We start from the raw sequence: 16,561 nt of genomic DNA, 5'->3' as shown, positions 1-16,561 counted from the left end.
CGCGGCCGGGGCCGGGGCCGGGATGACACCCGGTGATCGGTATGACACGAAAGGGGGCGGGGCGGGTACGTAGGTCTGCATGACCTCTGAGCGCCCTGCCCCCGTCATGCCCACGGCCACCTACCGGCTCCAGCTCCAGCCCGGGTTCCCGTTCGAGGCCGCGGCCGCGGCCGTGCCGTACCTGGCCTCGCTCGGCGTGTCGCACCTGCACCTGTCGCCCGTGCTGGAGGCCGTCCCCGGCTCCCCGCACGGCTACGACGTGGTCGACCCCACGCGCGTGCGGGCGGAGCTGGGCGGCGAGGAGGGGCTGCGGGCCCTGTCCCGCACGGCGCGCGGGCACGGGCTCGGACTGGTCGTGGACATCGTGCCCAACCACATGGCCATGGCCCCGCGGCACAACCGCGCCCTGTGGGAGGTGCTGCGGGAGGGCCCGCGATCGCCGTACGCGCGCTGGTTCGACATCGACTGGGAGGCCCAGGGCGGCCGGGTGCTGCTGCCCGTCCTCGGCGCCCCGGTGGGCGAGGTGCTCGACGAGCTGCGCGTGGACGGGGACGTCCTGCGTTACCACGACCACGCGTTCCCGCTGCGCGAGGGCACCGCGGACCTGCCGATGCCCGAGCTGCTCGACGCCCAGTGGTACCGGCCGGCGTGGTGGCGGCTGGCCCGTACGGAACTGAACTACCGGCGGTTCTTCAGCATCTCGGAGCTGATCGGGGTGCGGACGGAGGACCCGGAGGTGTTCGACGCCACGCACGGCAAGATCCTCCGGTTGTTGCACGAGGGCGTGGTGGACGGGCTGCGCGTCGACCACCCGGACGGGCTCGCCGACCCCGACGCCTACCTGGCGCGGCTGCACACGGCGAGCGGGGGCCGCTGGACGGTGGTGGAGAAGATCCTCGCCGCCGGCGAGCGGCTGCCGGACGCCTGGCCGGTCGCGGGCACCACCGGCTACGACGCCCTGCGCCACGTCGACGGCCTGTTCACGGACCCCGCGGGCGCCGGGGAGCTGCTGGAGCTGTACCGGCGCCTCGCGGTCCCCCGGCCGGACCAGGGCGGGGACTGGGCGGCGACGGTGCGGCGGGCGGCGTACGCGGTGCTCCGGCACGAGCTGGCCACCGAGCTGGACCGGCTGACGCGGGCGGCCACGCGCGCGTGCGCGCAGTCGCCGGACCCGGCGCTGCGCGACCGGGCGCCCTGGGCGCTGCGCACCGCGCTGGAGGAGCTGCTGGTGCGCATGGAGGTCTATCGGCCGTACGCCTCGGGCGACGCGGCCGCCGTCGTCACCGAGGAGGCCGCCGGGGAGGCCCGGCTCGCCTTCGTCGTGCCCGAGGAGGCGGGCGCGGTGGACGTGGTGCGCGGCCTGGTGCTGGGCGGCGGGGACGGTCCGGCGGCGGTGGAGTTCCGCACCCGGTTCGCCCAGACGGCGTCCGCGCTGCGGGCCAAGTCGGTCGAGGACACGGCGTTCTACCGGTACGTGCCGCTGCTCTCGGCGAACGAGGTCGGCGGCGATCCCGGCCGGCAGGGCGTCTCCCCCGCCGCCTTCCACGCGTACTGCGCGCGCGTGCAGCGCGACTGGCCGCTCACCGGGACGGTGCTGTCCACGCACGACACCAAGCGCAGCGCCGACGTCCGGGCGGCGCTGGCCGTGCTCACCGAGTGCCCGGGGCGCTGGGCGGAGGTCCTGGGGAAGGTCGCGCCCGCCGAGGAGGGCGTGCCGGACGGGCAGCTGGCGTGGGCGGCCTGGCAGACCGTGTTCGGGCTCGGGCCGGCCGCCCCGGAGCGGGTCCGGGAGGCGTTGCTCAAGCACGTGCGCGAGGCGGGTGTGCACACCAGCTGGACGGAGCAGGAGCCGTCGTACGAGGAGGCCGTGGCGGCGTTCGTCACGGCGGGGCCGTGCGGGGAACCGGGTGAGCGGGTGGCCGCGCTGCGGGAGGCGCTCGCGCCGCACGTCCGGGCGAACGTGCTGGGCGGGGCGCTGGTGCAGCTGACGATGCCGGGGGTGCCGGACGTCTACCAGGGCACGGAGGGCGAGTACCTGGCCCTGGTCGACCCCGACAACCGGCGCCCCGTCCGTTTCCCGCCGGCGGGCGCCGTCGACGAGCCGGCCGGCACCGGGGGCGGCGGTGTCGAAGGCGCCGGCGCCAAGGAGGCCGTGACGGCGGCGGCGCTGCGGCTGCGCCGCCGCCACCCGGACGCCTTCGGCCCGGCGGCGACGTACGAGCCGCTGCCCGCCGAGGGTCCGGCCGCGGACCACTGCCTGGCCTTCGCCCGCTCCGGCCGGGTCGTCACGGCCGTCACCCGGCTGTCCCTGCGCCTGGCGGAGGCGGGCGGCTGGGGGGACACCCGGCTGGCGCTCCCTCCGGGCAGGTGGGCGCACGCCCTGGAGCCCGGCCGGGAGTTCACGGGCCACGCGCGCGTGGCGGAACTGTTCGGACGGCTGCCGGTGGCGCTGCTGGAACGGGTGGGGTGAGACGCGGCGCGGGGCCGGCCGGGGCGGCGCTTGGGGGGTGGGACGGCCGTCGAAGGCCGAGGTGACCGACGGACGTCGGGACGGGCGCCGAGGGCCGGGGCCGTCACCGGGGGCCGCTCGCGGAGTGCCGCCGGGCGCCCTCCGGAAGCACCCGTGGCGCGTTCTTGACAGGTCACCGAGTCCGTGGGGTACTGCGGATGCGAAGGCCGGGCGGACGTGACGGGGGTGAGTCTCCTGCCGGAGCCGCGCTACCCCACGGTGTCGGAACTGACCTCGTCCGCGAGGGCGTTGGCCACGCTCCGACCTGGGCTGTGCAGGCTGCGGAAGGTGGGGCTCTCCCGCGCGGGGCGACCGCTGCACCTGCTGTCGGTGGGACACGCGCGGCGGGCCGTACTGGTCGTCGCGGGGGCCCACGCGAACGAGCCCGCCGGCGGTCCCGCCCTGCTCGCCCTGGCCGAAAGAGTCCTGTCCGAGAGGGAGTTGCGGCACGGCACCTCCTGGCACCTCCTGTTGTGCGCGGATCCGGACGGGGCGAGCCTGCACGTGACGCCCGCGCCGCACAGCCTGTTCGACTACCACCGGGGCTTCTTCCGGCCGGCGGGCCCGGAGCAGCCCGAATGGTCCCCGGCGCTGCTGCCGGCGGACCGGCTGCCGCCCGAGACCCGCGTGCTGACCGGCGTCATCGACGAGCTGCGGCCCTACCTCCAGGTGACGCTGCACGGCACGGAACTGGGCGGCAGCTGGGTGCAGTTGACGAGGGACGTACCGGGCCTGGCCGAGTCGTTCGCCAAGTCCGCGGCGCAGTCGCACATCCCCGTGGAGACGGGCGCCTGCGACGCGGCGGGCTGGCCGGCCTCCGGACCCGGGGTGCACGTGATGCCGGGGCCCGGGGTGGGGACGGCGTACCCGAGCATGCCGGACGACGCACGGCACAGCACCTGGTACCACGCCCACCGTCACGGCGGTCTGACCGCGGTCGTGGAGGTGCCGATGTGGGCGAGCGACATGGTCGACGACCCGGCGCCGCACCCGGATCCCGCGGCGGAGATCCGGCGTCTGGCGGGACGGCTGCTGGGGGACGCGCGGGAGGTGGAGCGGGTGCTGGCGGAGGCCTCGCCACGGCTGGAGGGCGTCGGCGGACCGCTGCTGCGGGCGGCCCGCTGGGCGCTGGAGCTGGCGCCGGGGCTGGCCGCCGACTGGAAGCGCATGCCCCCGGCCGACACCACGACGGCGTACGTCGGGAGCGTGGACGCCTTCGCGCGCCGGCTGCCGCTGCGGGCGGCGGCGATGCTGTGGCGGGTGCTGCGGGAGCGCGACGACCGGGCGGCGCCCCGTCTGGAGCGTCTCGTCGAGGAGTGGAGCGACGTGTTCGCCGAGCGGTTCCGGGCCCGCTGGGTGCCGTTGGAGCACCAGGTCGAGCACCAGTCCCGCACGGTCGTCGCGGCGGCCCTGCACGCGCGCGAGGGGGCACCCCGGCAGCCGTAGGGACGCCGTGGCGGCCAGGGGGCGGGAGCCGCGCGGGCGGGAGCCGCGCGGGCGGGAGCCGCGCGGGCGGGAGCCGCGCGGGCGGGAGCCGCGCGGGCGGGAGCCGCGCGGGCGGGGCCGGGCGGGCGGGGCCGGGCCGGCTCCGGGCACGCCCACGCGCGTGTGCCCGGAGCCGCCCGGCCGGCCTCACACCCCGGGCGGCACGGACGGCCCGGGGAGTCCGGCGGGTCGGAGGAGGCCGGCGGGCTCGGCGGTTCCGGGGAGCCCGGCGGTTCCGGGGAATCCGGTGGGTTCGGGGGCTCCGGCGGGTTCGGGGAGCCGCTCGTCGTCCAGGGCGAACACCGCCCCCGTCCTCGCGAGCATCACGCAGGTGTTGGAGAAGGTCTTCGCGTACTCGACGGGGCGGCCGCGCCACCTGCCGCTCGCGCGGGCGGTCACGGGCGCGTACAGGAGGGTGCAGACGGCCTTCCGCGGCGCCACGGCGTCGATGTCGCCGTTCGCCGCCGTGAGGTCGGCGCAGGCCTCCACGGCGTGGGAGTGGCCCCGGGGCGGGTCGCACAGCAGGAGCGTGCCGCGGGTGTCGCCGGAACCGGTGCCGGAGCCGGGGACACCGGAGCGGGGGTCGCCCGTGGTCACGCTGAGCCGGAACCCGTCGCCGGGGAGGTCATGGGCGGGCGCCGACGCCCGGACCGGGGCGACGGCGGCGAGGAGGAGGGCGGCCGTGACGGGCAGGGCGCCCAGGAGGCGGTGTGCGGGGAAGTGCTTCATTCCCGGTGCATCGGCACGGCGGCCCCGGTTCCCCAGTCCGGCTCACCCGATCGTACGGGTGCGCGGGCCGGCCGCGCGGCCAGCTCGAACGCGGCGAGGACGACCCTGGTCTGGTACTCCGCCTGGCGGGCGACGGGGACCCAGCGGGCCCCGAGACCGTCGTGGTAGTCGGCGCACTAGGCGTCGATGAGCGCGTCCAGCTCCGGCAGCGCCCCGGCCGGATCGTGCCCGGATCCCGCGACGAGCTGGTGCAGCAGGCCCGCGGTGCGCGCGGCGATGCGGCGGCCGGCGATGCGCAGGGCGGCCAGGTGGGCGGTGTTCAGGGGCGGGAGCGGACGGGCGGGGTCGCCGGCGTCGGGGTCCCAGGCGTCGGCGAGGCCGGGGCAGACGAGGAGGTAGTCGTCGACCGGGGCGAGCAGGCGGGCGGTCCCGGGGGTGCCGGGGAGGTGGGGCCGCACGCGCGCGAGGACGCGTTCCAGGAGGCGGATCTCGTGGCGCAGGGTCCGGCTCACCTCGCGGAGCGCGGTGTCGCGGTCGGCGGGCGGGGCGTCGTCCTCGACGGCGGTGACGCCCCACATGGGCGCCTCGACGACCGCGGTGACGGTGCCGTGCCGGTGCGGGTGGTACCAGGTCGACTCGACGGCGGCCTCGGTGATGGCGGCGACCAGGTCGCGCGGGCGCGGCGGCGGGATCCGGTAGACGGCGGGTCCCAGTTCCGGCCAGTACAGGGTGTCGTAGGGGCCGAGTTCGCGGGGGATGCCGAGACGGGCGGCGGCGTGGGCCACGCGCCGGGGCAGTCCGGGCAGGTCACGGGTGAGTTCGACGAAGCCGCCGCCGACGTCGACGCCGTGCAGCGAACTCTGGAAGAAAGGTTTCAGCTCGTCCTGGAGGCCGAGCAGCGCCCGGGTCTCGGGCAGCGCCGCGGCCCGTGCCCCCTCGGGCAGCCACTCGGGCTGTTCCAGGAAGGCGGGCCGGAAGAAGTGCCGGAAGTAGCGGCCGAGGGTGTACGGGCCGGACAGCCAGCCCTCGTTGCGGCGCAGGCCGTCGGGGTCGAGGCAGAGGAGCAGGTTCCAGGTGGCGTCGGCGCCCTCGGTGAGCCGGGGGTCGACCAGGACGCGTTCGGCGAGCCGCAGGACGGTGGCACCGCCCACGGGTTCGTTGGCGTGCGGCCCGGCGACGACCAGGGCCTGCCGGCTGCCGTGGCCCACGGAGAGCAGCCACAGGGGCGTGCCCGCGCGTGAGACACCGACGCGGCGCAGCCGGGTGTCACGGGGCCGGCGGGCGACGAGCGCGGCCGCGCGGGCCGCGAGTTCGTCCGCGGTCGGATAGCGCCGGAGTGGCGGCAGGACACACCTCCGCGTCGGAAGCGCCTTCGGTTCACCGGGGGTGCCGGGCGTACGCACAGTCAGTCACGGCACGGGAGGTACGTCAACACCGCCCCGGACGCCCGGATCCGCCGCGTCCGTCCGCGACCGGCCGGGGCGGAACGCCCGGTCCGCCCGGTCCGGCCGGGAGCCGCCCGGCCGGTCTCGTCGCCGCGACGGCGACTGCGGCGGAGGGACCTGACGGGCGCGGCGGAGGTGCCCGCACCCGGCGGAGTGCGAGACCACCGCAGGCACCCCGCCGGTGTCGGGCCGGCCACCGCCGGGCAACCGCGTCGGCCGCGCGGGCGCCCGTCCGTGAGGAGAGCCGTGAGCGGTCGTCCTCACCGACGGGCCCGGCCCCTGCTCGCCGGACGGGATCCGGCCGGCCCGATCGTCACGGCGTGGAGAACAGTCCGGGGCCCGGAGGCGAGGAGCCCTCGGCGCGGATGCCGTCGGCGACCCGCAGGAACTCCAGCTTTTCCGCGTCGGCGGAACCCGCGGCCACCGTGTAGACGACGAGCCGGATGTCGCAGCCCGGGACGGTGAGCACGTCGCAGTCACAGATCACCTCACCCACCTGGGGGTGCACCACGGTCTTGCGGGCCGAGACGTGCGGGCCGACCGTGCCCTCGTTCCACAGACGGGCGAACTCCGCGCTGGTCGAACGCAGTTCCTCGACGAGGGCGGTCAGGCCCCGGTCGTGGGGGTAGTCGATGAGGGCGGTGCGCAGGTCGGCGACGAGGGCGGGGCGCAGGGCGTCGTCGTCCTGGAGCACGGGCCAGCACGCGAGCCGGCCGGGCCCCGTGGCGAAGACCGCTCGTGCCAGGTTGCGCTCGTCGGGTGTCCGTGTGCCGGGGTCGCCCATCAGCACCGACCACGCGGGGGACCAGGACAGCAGGGTCCAGTCGGCGCTGAACACGCCCACGGGGAACTCCCCGAGGCGGGCCAGCATCCGTTGGATCCCGGCCGGGACGTGCGTGGAGATCGTTCCCTCCTGGGGAGGCAGGAGGCCGGCCAGCCGGTAGGCGTGATCGCGCTCCATGGGCTGCAGTTGCAGTGCCCTGGTCAGGCTCGCGACGACCTGCGCCGACGGGCTTCTGGCGCGGCCCTGTTCCAGGCGGACCACGTAGTCGACCGACAGCCCGGCGAGTTCCGCCAGTTCCTCGCGTCGCAGCCCCACCGCGCGTCGTCCGGGCCGTGCGGTCAGTCCGACGTCGGCCGGGGAAAGGCGGTCGCGCCAGCGGTGCAGTGCCGTGCCCAGGGTCTCGTCCACCCGGCCATTGTGTCGGCCGGTTCCGCTTCGTGCCTGGTACTGGCTGTCCTACCGTCACGAAGAGCACTGGCTGCCCTCTCGTCACGGGCCGAGAGTGGACGCATGACCACGACCTTCATCACCGGAGCCAACAAGTCCCTCGGACATGAGACCGCCCGCCGCTTGATCGAGGCCGGCCACACCGTCCTCATCGGTGCGCGTGATCCGGAGCGCGGCCGGGCGGCCGCCGACGCGCTCGGTGCCCGTTTCGTCCGGATCGATGTGACGGACGACGCGTCGGTGGCCGCGGCCGCCGCCGATGTCGGTGCCCGCGAGGGCGGCATCGACGTCCTGATCAACAACGCGGGCGTCTTCGGGACGCACAGCCCCGCCGACCGGATCACGGCCGCTGACGCCAGAGAGGTGTTCGAGGTCAACGTCGTCGGGATCGTCCGGGTGACGCACGCGTTCCTGCCTCTGCTGCGCACGTCCGCGAACCCGGTCATCGTCAATGTGTCCAGCGGGATGGGATCGTTCGCGGCCACCCACGACGCGGAGCGCGTCGAGTCGAGGAACCTCGCGCCGCTCTACACGGCGTCGAAGGCTGCCGTGACCATGCTGACCACGCAGTACGCGAAGGCCTGGCCGGACGTGAAGGTGAACGCGGCCGACCCGGGCTACACCGCGACCGACTTCAACGGGCACCGGGGCCCGCAGACCGTGACCGAGGGGACCGACGCGATCGTCGGACTCGCCGTCATCGGAGCGGACGGACCGACGGGAACCTTCCGCGACCGTCACGGCGAGATGGCCTGGTGATCCACCCCTGGATCCGGGGCGTGCCCGGCTGAACCGCTCCGGGATCGGTGGAGCCTCCCCGCGTCGGCTCCGGCCGCCGGTCGGGGCCGGAGGCGAGCGTCGTGGCGGGTTTCGTCCGAATCATCCGCCGGTGATCACGCCACCGCCCGCACCGACCGTCGCCCACCGGCGGGACCGGCCGCGGCCGGTCCCGCTCCGCGTCCGACGGATCACCGCGTTCTCCCCGCCCCCAGGGCGTGTCCGACAACTCCCGTCGGGCGCGCCCTGGCGAGCACGACGATCCGACCGGGCGACCGTCACATGACCGGCCGGACGGCCATTAGGGCGTGTTGCGAAAGTCCCGTCTGCCCTTCGGGCAGACGACGCCACTTTCGCAACACGCCCTAGTTCGCCGAGAGGCGGAACGCCATCCGCCCGAAGGCGATCTGGTCGCCCTCGCGGACCACGGCGGCGCCGATGACGCGCCGCCCGTTGACGGTCGTGCCGTTGGTCGAACCGAGGTCGCGCAGGATCCACATGCCGCCCTGGCGGCTGAGTTCGGCGTGCACGCGCGAGACGCTGTCATGGGTCAGCCGGAGGCCGCTGGCGGGGTCGCGGCCGATGCGCAGCGCCCGCTCGGTGCCGGGGTGCGGCAGCAGCAGCTTGGGCAGCCGCTCGGCCTGCCAGGCCCTGCGCAGCCGTACGGTGAAGCCGGAGACGGCCTCGACGGTGCCGAAGACGGCGCGCGAGAGGCGGTTCTCCCTGGGCAGGTCGGCGGTGAGGACCGCCAGTTCGTCGGGGCGGCGGGCGGTGAGCGCCAGTTCCATGCGCCGGACGAACGTGTCGTGGGAGAGACGGCCCATGGCGACACCGTCACGGAGCACCTTCAGCGCCCTGTCGCGCTCCACGTCGGACAGGCGCGCGGGGTACGTGTTGAACTCGAATGACGACGTCACCCTCGTGATTGTCGGCCAGTGGACGTCAGGTGTCCAGAAAAAGGGAGAACGGCGGCCCGGCGCGCGTGCCCGGGACGGGCCGTCACGACACCTGCCGCGAAGGGAGTGTTCGTGCGGCGGATCGGTCCCGTTTGGAGCACGATGGTCGGGCTACATCACGGTGAGCAGACGAAGGGGAACCGTCCGTGCAGTTCGAGGTGTGGGCACCGCAGGCCGAACGTGTGACGCTCCAGTGCGAGGGCGTCACGCGCGCGTTGGAGCGCGACGTCGCGCGGCCGGGGTGGTGGAGCGGTGAGGCGGAGGCGCGGGACGGCACCCGGTACGGCTTCGCGGTGGACGGCGGCCCCGTGCGGCCGGATCCGCGGTCGCGCCGTCAGCCGGACGGGCCCGACGGGTTGAGCGCGGTCGTCGACCACGGCCGGTACGCGTGGCGGGCGCGGTGGCCGGGTCGGCCGCTGCCGGGTGCGGTGCTGTACGAGCTGCACGTGGGCACGTACACCCCCGAGGGCACCCTGGACGCGGCAGCCGGCCGGCTCGACCACCTCGTCGAACTGGGTGTGACACACGTGGAGTTGATGCCGCTGTGCCCCTTCCCCGGCCGGCACGGCTGGGGTTACGAGGGGGTGTCGCTGTGGGCGGTGCACGAGCCGTACGGCGGTCCCGAGGCGCTGAAGCGGTTCGTCGACCGGGCGCACGAGCTGGGCCTGGGGGTGGTCCTGGACGTGGTGCACAACCACCTGGGCCCGTCGGGCAATCACCTGCCCGCCTTCGGACCGTACTTCACCGACACGCACCACACCCCGTGGGGCTCGGCCGTCAATCTGGACGCGCCCGGCTCGGACGAGGTGCGGGCGTTCCTGCTGGGCAGCGCGCTGGCGTGGCTGCGCGACTACCGGATCGACGGGCTGCGGCTGGACGCGGTGCACGCGCTGGCCGACACGCGCGCGTACCCGTTCCTGGAGGAGCTGTCGGAGTCGGTGGACGCGCTCGCCGGGGAGACGGGCCGGCCGCTGTTCCTGATCGCCGAGTCCGATCTGAACGACCCGCGGCTGATCACACCCCGCCGGGAGGGCGGCCTGGGGCTGCACGCGCAGTGGAACGACGACTTCCACCACGCCCTGCACACCGCCCTGACCGGCGAGTCCCAGGGCTACTACGCCGACTTCGGGCGCGATCCGTTCGCGGCGCTCACCAAGACCCTCACCGGCGGGTTCTTCCACGACGGCACCTGGTCCAGTTTCCGCGGCCGGTCCCACGGCCGGCCGCTGGACCGCACCCGGCTGCCCGCGCACCGGCTGCTCGGCTACTCCCAGACCCACGACCAGGTGGGCAACCGCGCGCAGGGCGACCGGCTCGCGGCCTCCCTCTCCCCCGGCCTGCTGGCCTGCGCGGCGACGCTGACGCTGACCTCCCCGTACACGCCGATGCTGTTCATGGGCGAGGAGTGGGCGGCGGGCACGCCCTGGCAGTTCTTCACCGACCACACCGACCCCGAGCTCGCGGAGGCCGTACGGCGGGGCAGGCGGCGGGAGTTCGCGGAGCACGGCTGGGCGGAGGAGGACGTGCCGGACCCGCAGGACCCGGCGACCCGGGACCGCTCCTGCCTGGACTGGTCGGAACCGGAGCGCGAGCCCCACGCGCGCGTGCTGGCCTGGTACCGCCGGCTGATCGCCCTGCGGCACGCCCATGCCGACCTCACCGACCCCGACCTGGCCGACCTCAAGGTCGCCCACGACGCGCAGGCCCGCTGGCTGGCCTTCCGCCGCGGGGACGTCCGGGTGGCCGTGAACCTCGGCAAGGCGCCGGCGGCGATCCCGCTGGGCACCCGCCCCGCGCGCGTGCTGGCCGCCTGGGAGCCGGTGGAGACGGCGGGCCCGGACGGGCTGCTGCACCTGCCCGGGGAGTCCTGCGTGGTCCTGGAACAGGACTGAGCGCCACGACGCGGGAGCGCGGGCCGGCGGGTCCCGCCAGGACGTGTCCCCAGAGCGGCTCCGTCCGCCCGGAGGGCGGGCGGGGCTTTTGGAACACGCCTTAGTCGTCCGCCCCGTCCGCCCCGTCCTCCCTGAGTTCCGTCACGCGTTCCAGCAGGATCGCCTCCCAGGCGCGGCGCAGCCGGGTGCGCAGCAGGGCCGGAGGCTCGGTGCCGTGGCCGTCCAGACGTGCGGCGAGGCGGACGACGGTGTCGCAGCGGGCCAGCCACAGGCCGCGCAGGCAGGCGCGGGCGCCGTACCCGGTGAGGGTGGCGGCGCGGACGGCGGCGCCGGAGCCGACGGCGAGGGCGAGCCCGGCGATGTCCTCGGCGGGGTCGCCGACGACCGCGCCGGTCCAGCCGAGGACGCCGCGCACCCGGCCGTCGGCGCCGACCACGAGGTGCCCGCCCCGCAGGGCGTGGTGCACGAGGACGGCGGTGGCGGGCTGTGCGGCGAGCTGGGCCGCGCCGGGCGGGGTGAGCTGGTGGAGCCGGGCGGGGTCGAACTCGTCGGCGGCGGCCAGGCGTTCGCCGGCGGCGACGGCCATGCGGCGCAGTGCCTCGAGGGAGCGCGGGGCGACGCGCGGCACGCCGATCGCCTCGGCCTGCCGGGCCGGCACCTCGCGCAGTCCGCCGAGCAGTGCGGCCAGGTCGGCCTCGCCGACGGCGGACACGTCGTGGTCCTCGGCGGTGCCGCCGGGCACCCTGGTGTCGAGGGTGCAGGCGAGGCCGGGCGACCACTCGCCGTGCGCGACGGAGGCCGGCACGGTGACCGGGACGTGCGGTCGGACGAGGTCGCGCAGCCGCAGTTCACGGCGCATGCGGACGGTCGTCCCACGATCGGGGGCGAGCCGCAGGACGTGGCGGGTGCCGACCCACCAGGTGTCGTGCCCGCGTTCCCCGGTGACGGGGACGCCCTCTTCCGTGCCGTGTCCGCGCTCTTCGGTGACGGGCCGCACCTCGGGGCCCGGGCCGCCGTCGCCGGCGTCCCCGAGCAGGGTCCGGACCAGTCGGCGGACGGTGTCCGCGGTGGGTGTGGGTGCTGAGGTCATGGTCGCGCCGTAGCCGTTCGGGTGGGTGCCGGGACTCTCCTGCGGGGGTCAGTCGACCATGACCATCTCGCGGGTCGTGTCGTTGAGGCGGCGGCCGCCGTCCGCGGTGACGGTGACGATGTCCTCGATGCGCACCCCGAACCGGCCGGGGAGGTAGACGCCCGGCTCGACGGAGAAGCACATGCCGGGGACGAGGGGCTGCTCCTCGCCCTCGATCATGTACGGCGGCTCGTGGGTGGTGACGCCGATGCCGTGGCCGGTGCGGTGGATGAAGTACTCGCCGTACCCGGCGTCGGCGATGACGGCGCGGGCGGCCCGGTCGACCTCCTGGCAGGCCACGCCGGGCCGTACGGCGCAGAAGCCCGCCTCCTGGGCCTCGCGGACGAGGTCGTGGACCCGGCGCTCCTCGTCGGTGGGCTCGCCGACGTGGACGGTGCGGGAGGTGTCGGAGCCGTAGCCGTCCTTCAGGCCGCCGAAGTCGAGGACCACCATGTCGCCGTGCTCGATGACGCGGTCGCCGACCTCGTGGTGCGGGTTGGCGCCGTTCGGTCCCGAGGCGACGATGGTGAAGTCGACCTGGGAGTGGCCGAAGCGGCGGAGCAGGCCGGCGAGGTCGGCGCCGACCTCGGACTCCCTGCGCCCGGCGAAGGGGACTCCGCGGATCTCCTCGAACGCCGCGTCGGCGGCGGCCCCCGCGGCGGCCATCAGTTCCAGTTCGGCCGCGTCCTTGACGGCGCGCAGCATCGGCAGGGCCTCGGTGAGGGAGGCGTAGGAACTGTCCGGGAGGGCCTTCTGCAGGTTGAGCAGGTGCATCGCCCAGGCGTTGTCGCTGACGCCGAACCGTCCGCCGGCGCCGAGGAGCGCGGTGGTGACGGCGTAGGGGTCCTTGCCGTCGGTCCAGTCCCGCAGGGTGAGCGCGGGGGCCCCGGTCGCCTCGGCCGCGTCGGGGGCCTCCAGGGCCGGGACGACGAGGACGGGGTCGCGGTCGGGCGTGAGGACGAGCAGGGTGAGCCGTTCGGTGACCGCGGGGGGCGCGTAGCCGGTGAGCCAGACCAGGTCCGGGCCCGGTGCCACGAGCAGCCCGGCCAGCCCCGCCTCGCCGGCCGCGTGCACGGCCCGCTCCATGCGGGCCCGGTAGTCGTCGGCGGTGAAGCGCGCGGGCGTGCGGCCGGTCATCCGGGTCTCCCTGTCAGGACGTGGTGACTACGGGCAGCATCCTGCCCGGTCAGCAGGGGCGGCGCGACCCGATCGGCGGGATGTCGCGGGGAATGCCGCCCCGCCGTTCCCCGGGCGAATGGATTGCCCGGCCCCACGGCCTAATGATTGGATGCCCCATAAGCATTAATCCACCCCGGGAGGCCGGCACCGTGCTCGTACTCGCTCACCTCAGTGATCTGCACCTGGACGGCAGCACCCGTGCCACCGAGCGCGCCGAGCGGGCGTGCGACCGGCTCCGCGACCTGCCGGGGCGGGTGGACGCGCTGCTGGTCACCGGGGACATCGCGGACCACGGGACGGAGGCCGAGTACGAGGAGGCCGCCCGCATCCTCGGGACCCGGGGCTCCGACGCCCCCCGGCCGGTGCTCACCTGCCCCGGCAACCACGACCGCCGCGCCCCCTACCGCAAGGCCCTCCTCGGCCTGCCGGCCTCCGACGGGCCGGTCAACAGCGTCCAGGTGTTCGACGGCGGCGCGGTCCTGATGTGCGACTCCAGCATCCCGGGCGAGGACGAGGGGGCCCTGGCGGACGAGACGTACGCCTGGATCGAGGAGACCCTCGACGAGCTGGACGGGGACGTGCCGGCGCTGCTCGCCTTCCACCACCCGCCGGTGGCGGTGCACCACCCGCTGCCCGACTCCTACCGGTTGGACGACCCGGACCGGCTGGCGGCGCTGCTCGGACGGCGGCCGGAGATCGCCGGGATCATCACGGGCCACGCCCACACCCCGGCCGCCACCGTCTTCGCCGGACGGCCGCTGGTGGTGGGCCCCGGCGTGACGTGGACGCTCCGGCTGCCCTGGGAGGGCGAGCAGATCGCCGACCGGGAGGCGCCGGTCGGGCTCGCTTTCCACGTCCTGGACGACGAGCGGCGGCTCACGAGCCACTTCCGCGCGGTGGTCTGACGCGGGCGGGCACTCGCGCGGCGCGAGCCGCCGGCCGACCGGCGACGGGGTGCGGTCGACGGAGCCGACCGGTGACGAGGCGCGGTCGGCCCGGCCGTCAGCCGATCGGCAGCGCGGGGACGGCCGGCGGCCGGTCGGGCAGGAAACCGTGGGACCGGCGGGCCAGGTAGGCGGAGGTGTAACGGTCCACCGAACGGTGCCAGTTGAGGATGCCGGCCAGCCAGTTCCGGAGGTCCTCCACGTATCCGTCCATGGCGTCGCGGGCCTGCGCCGACAGGTCGAAGTCGTCGTACAGGACCGGCAGTTCGTGAGCGATCACATGCTCGAACTGCCGCATGCGCTGGGTCATCAGGTCATGGACGACGCCGAGCCCGGCCGGGTAGTCGCAGCCGAAGAAGTTCTGCACGACGAGGATCGCGTTGTGGATCTCGCCCTCGTACTCGATCTCCTTCTGGTACGAGAAGACGTCGTTGAGCAGGCAGGCGTAGTCGACGGCCGCGTTCTCCAGTGAGCGGACCGGGCCGCTGGCGTACACCTCCGGCGGGACGGCCGGGCCCCGGCCCATGCGGCACAGGCTCAGGGTGAGGTCGGAGCCGAAGGTGGCGCGCCGCATCTCCAGGTAGTCGACGGGGTCGGGGACGCGGTTCTGGAGCTGGTTGGACAGCTCCCACACCCAGCTCTCCGTCATGCTGTCGACCGCCGCGCGCAGGGTGCGCCGCTGGTCGGGGGTCATGCCGGCGGTCGTGCGCGCCCACAGGTCGGTCAGCGACCGCTCCATGGCGTTCAGGGGGACGGGGGCCTCCTCGCCGTCGACGGGCATGCAGGCCGAGAGGCGGGCGGTGGTGGCCCTGGCCGCCGCCAGGTCGCGGCGGTGGCCGTACACCAGCGGGTAGTAGTCGTCGCCGTAGGTGCCGAACGCCAGCCACCCGGCGCTGAGGTCGAGGGCCTCGGGGGTCGCGTCGGGGTCCAGGCCCGCCGAGCACAGCGCCAGGTCGCACGAGGCGAGCCTGTCCTCGTCCCACACGCCTTCGGACAGCATGCCCGTGCGGCGCGCCCACTCGACCAGGTCGCGCCGGGTCCGCTCCAGGTGCGGGCTCAGCCGCACCGGGAAGGGCATGCGGAAATCAGGCAGCCGGGACGGGCCGACCTTGCGGTACGGCACGTGCGTGTACGCGCGCAGCCTCTGCCGGGCGGCCGAGGCGAGCAGGGCGCCGACGTCGGCGGCGGAGGTGCCGGGACGGGTCAGTCTCTCCCAGGGCGAGGCGGAGGCCGCCTCGGCGTTCATGTAGCGGCTGGAGCGCAGGTGCCACTCGTGGCCGCCGGACTGCCAGTCCTGGAGCCCCTTGGCGTAGGCGGCGACGGCGGCCGTCTCGTCCGGGCGCAGGCCCTTCTCCAGGGCCAGCGCCGGCACTTCGGTCAGGGCGGTGTGCTCGAACTGGTGGAGCCGGGAGGTGAGGATGTCGTTGACGGTGTCCGCGGCCTGCTGGGTGGTGCAGCCGAAGAACGTCTCCAGGACGAGCACCCCGTTGCTCAGCTCGCCCTCGTCCTCGACCTCGCGCTGGTAGGAGAACAGGTCGTTGCGCAGGTGCACGGCGTCGGAGAAGGTCTCCATCAGCACCCTGAGCGGCCTCGTCCCGGCCACGGCGGCCGGCACCTCGGCGGTCGCGTACTCCACGAGCCCCGCCGACCAGGGGGCGCCGCCCACCTTGCGGCGCATCTCGATGTACTCGACGGGGTTGGAGACCCGGCCCTCGTCGATGTTGGACAGCTCCCACATCGACTCGTTGAGGAGGTGTTCGGTGGCGACGGCGAAACGGCGCCGCCAGTCGGCGGACATCGCCGGCACGGTGCGCGCCCACAGGTCGGCCAGGCCCGCCTCGACCGGGTTGCGCGGCTCCGGTACCGGAGTCGACGGGTCGAGCGGCATGAACAGCGGGAGCCGGTCCAGGTGGGCCTTGCCGGCCGCCCGGTCGGGGGTGCGCTTGAACATGTCGAGGAAGTGGTCGTCGAAGAAGAACACCCACACGTACCAGTCGGTGATCAACGACAGGGCGGGGCCGTCGCAGTCGGGGTGGGTGTAGGCGCAGAGCAGACCGTAGTCGTGCGCGTCGAGGTCGGCCTGCTCCCAGATCCCGGAGCCCTCCAGCATGCCCATGTCGCGCGCCCACCGCGTCGAGTGGGCGCGGGCCTCGTCGACGTGCGGGTTGAGCCGCGCGGGATGCGGCAGGTAGAAGTGCGGGAGTTCGAACGGCTGCGTCATGGCCGGGCCCTACCCGGGGGCATCAACCCTCATCCGTGGCGCGGGACATGATCACACCATCGCG

11 protein-coding genes and 1 pseudogene are annotated in these 16,561 nt (G+C 75.1%); 5 read left to right on the top strand and 7 right to left on the bottom strand.

The window, feature by feature from the left end; genetic code table 11:
• Positions 1 to 79: 79 nt before the first annotated feature.
• Positions 80 to 2,470, top strand: coding sequence for a malto-oligosyltrehalose synthase (gene treY / locus ACZ5FU_RS06550; RefSeq protein ID WP_468646539.1), 2,391 nt, complete (start codon positions 80 to 82; stop codon positions 2,468 to 2,470).
• A gap of 225 nt (positions 2,471 to 2,695) precedes the next feature.
• Complete coding sequence (locus tag ACZ5FU_RS06545) at positions 2,696 to 3,955, top strand: M14 family zinc carboxypeptidase (protein ID WP_451526928.1); 1,260 nt, start codon at positions 2,696 to 2,698, stop codon at positions 3,953 to 3,955.
• Positions 3,956 to 4,141: 186 nt separating this feature from the next.
• Here the strand turns inward: ACZ5FU_RS06545 and ACZ5FU_RS06540 are convergent, their stop codons facing one another.
• The 3 genes and pseudogenes from ACZ5FU_RS06540 to ACZ5FU_RS06530 form a co-directional block, all read right to left on the bottom strand.
• Entirely contained in the window at positions 4,142 to 4,723 is a 582-nt protein-coding gene (locus tag ACZ5FU_RS06540; RefSeq protein ID WP_451781787.1) for an SSI family serine proteinase inhibitor, read from the bottom strand.
• Positions 4,720 to 6,069 (bottom strand): annotated as a pseudogene (locus ACZ5FU_RS06535) (M14 family zinc carboxypeptidase). The gene ACZ5FU_RS06540 and the pseudogene ACZ5FU_RS06535 overlap by 4 nt, the downstream one beginning before the upstream one ends.
• Positions 6,070 to 6,481: 412 nt before the next feature.
• Positions 6,482 to 7,360: a helix-turn-helix transcriptional regulator gene (locus tag ACZ5FU_RS06530; RefSeq protein ID WP_451526925.1), complete on the bottom strand. Its 879-nt coding sequence runs from the start codon at positions 7,358 to 7,360 to the stop codon at positions 6,482 to 6,484.
• A 102-nt stretch (positions 7,361 to 7,462) separates the two neighbouring features.
• Between ACZ5FU_RS06530 and ACZ5FU_RS06525 the strand changes: the two genes are divergently transcribed.
• On the top strand, positions 7,463 to 8,158 hold the full coding sequence (locus tag ACZ5FU_RS06525; protein ID WP_451526924.1) for an SDR family NAD(P)-dependent oxidoreductase: 696 nt from the start codon (positions 7,463 to 7,465) through the stop codon (positions 8,156 to 8,158).
• Between the two features lie 383 nt (positions 8,159 to 8,541).
• On the opposite strand, the gene ACZ5FU_RS06520 is transcribed toward ACZ5FU_RS06525, so the two are convergent.
• Positions 8,542 to 9,093: an FHA domain-containing protein gene (locus ACZ5FU_RS06520; protein ID WP_451526923.1), complete on the bottom strand. Its 552-nt coding sequence runs from the start codon at positions 9,091 to 9,093 to the stop codon at positions 8,542 to 8,544.
• A 185-nt stretch (positions 9,094 to 9,278) separates the two neighbouring features.
• Here ACZ5FU_RS06520 and treZ point away from each other — a divergent pair, with 185 nt between their 5' ends.
• On the top strand, positions 9,279 to 11,024 hold the full coding sequence (gene treZ / locus ACZ5FU_RS06515) for a malto-oligosyltrehalose trehalohydrolase (RefSeq protein ID WP_468833085.1): 1,746 nt from the start codon (positions 9,279 to 9,281) through the stop codon (positions 11,022 to 11,024).
• 100 nt (positions 11,025 to 11,124) lie between these two features.
• On the opposite strand, the gene ACZ5FU_RS06510 is transcribed toward treZ, so the two are convergent.
• Both ACZ5FU_RS06510 and ACZ5FU_RS06505 read right to left on the bottom strand, forming a co-directional pair.
• Complete coding sequence (locus ACZ5FU_RS06510; protein WP_469044914.1) at positions 11,125 to 12,114, bottom strand: aminoglycoside phosphotransferase family protein; 990 nt, start codon at positions 12,112 to 12,114, stop codon at positions 11,125 to 11,127.
• Between the two features lie 48 nt (positions 12,115 to 12,162).
• Entirely contained in the window at positions 12,163 to 13,290 is a 1,128-nt protein-coding gene (locus ACZ5FU_RS06505; protein WP_451526920.1) for an aminopeptidase P family protein, read from the bottom strand.
• A gap of 191 nt (positions 13,291 to 13,481) precedes the next feature.
• Here ACZ5FU_RS06505 and ACZ5FU_RS06500 point away from each other — a divergent pair, with 191 nt between their 5' ends.
• Positions 13,482 to 14,237: a phosphodiesterase gene (locus ACZ5FU_RS06500; protein WP_451526919.1), complete on the top strand. Its 756-nt coding sequence runs from the start codon at positions 13,482 to 13,484 to the stop codon at positions 14,235 to 14,237.
• Positions 14,238 to 14,334: 97 nt separating this feature from the next.
• Here the strand turns inward: ACZ5FU_RS06500 and cyc2 are convergent, their stop codons facing one another.
• Positions 14,335 to 16,497 carry a germacradienol/geosmin synthase Cyc2 gene (gene cyc2 / locus ACZ5FU_RS06495; RefSeq protein ID WP_451526918.1) on the bottom strand — a complete coding sequence of 721 codons (2,163 nt, stop codon included), beginning with the start codon at positions 16,495 to 16,497 and terminating at the stop codon, positions 14,335 to 14,337.
• Positions 16,498 to 16,561: the final 64 nt, after the last annotated feature.

The sequence above is a fragment of the Streptomyces sp. NPDC031554 genome, from assembly GCF_055580685.1.
This window is presented reverse-complemented; position numbering and strand designations above follow the sequence as displayed.

Coding starts and splice junctions, on each gene's coding strand:
- treY (WP_468646539.1), top strand. CDS start 80: ATGACCTCTGAGCGCCCTGCCCCCGTCATGCCCACGGCCACCTACCGG.
- ACZ5FU_RS06540 (WP_451781787.1), bottom strand. CDS start 4,723: ATGAAGCACTTCCCCGCACACCGCCTCCTGGGCGCCCTGCCCGTCACG.
- ACZ5FU_RS06525 (WP_451526924.1), top strand. CDS start 7,463: ATGACCACGACCTTCATCACCGGAGCCAACAAGTCCCTCGGACATGAG.
- ACZ5FU_RS06510 (WP_469044914.1), bottom strand. CDS start 12,114: ATGACCTCAGCACCCACACCCACCGCGGACACCGTCCGCCGACTGGTC.
- ACZ5FU_RS06505 (WP_451526920.1), bottom strand. CDS start 13,290: ATGACCGGCCGCACGCCCGCGCGCTTCACCGCCGACGACTACCGGGCC.
- cyc2 (WP_451526918.1), bottom strand. CDS start 16,497: ATGACGCAGCCGTTCGAACTCCCGCACTTCTACCTGCCGCATCCCGCG.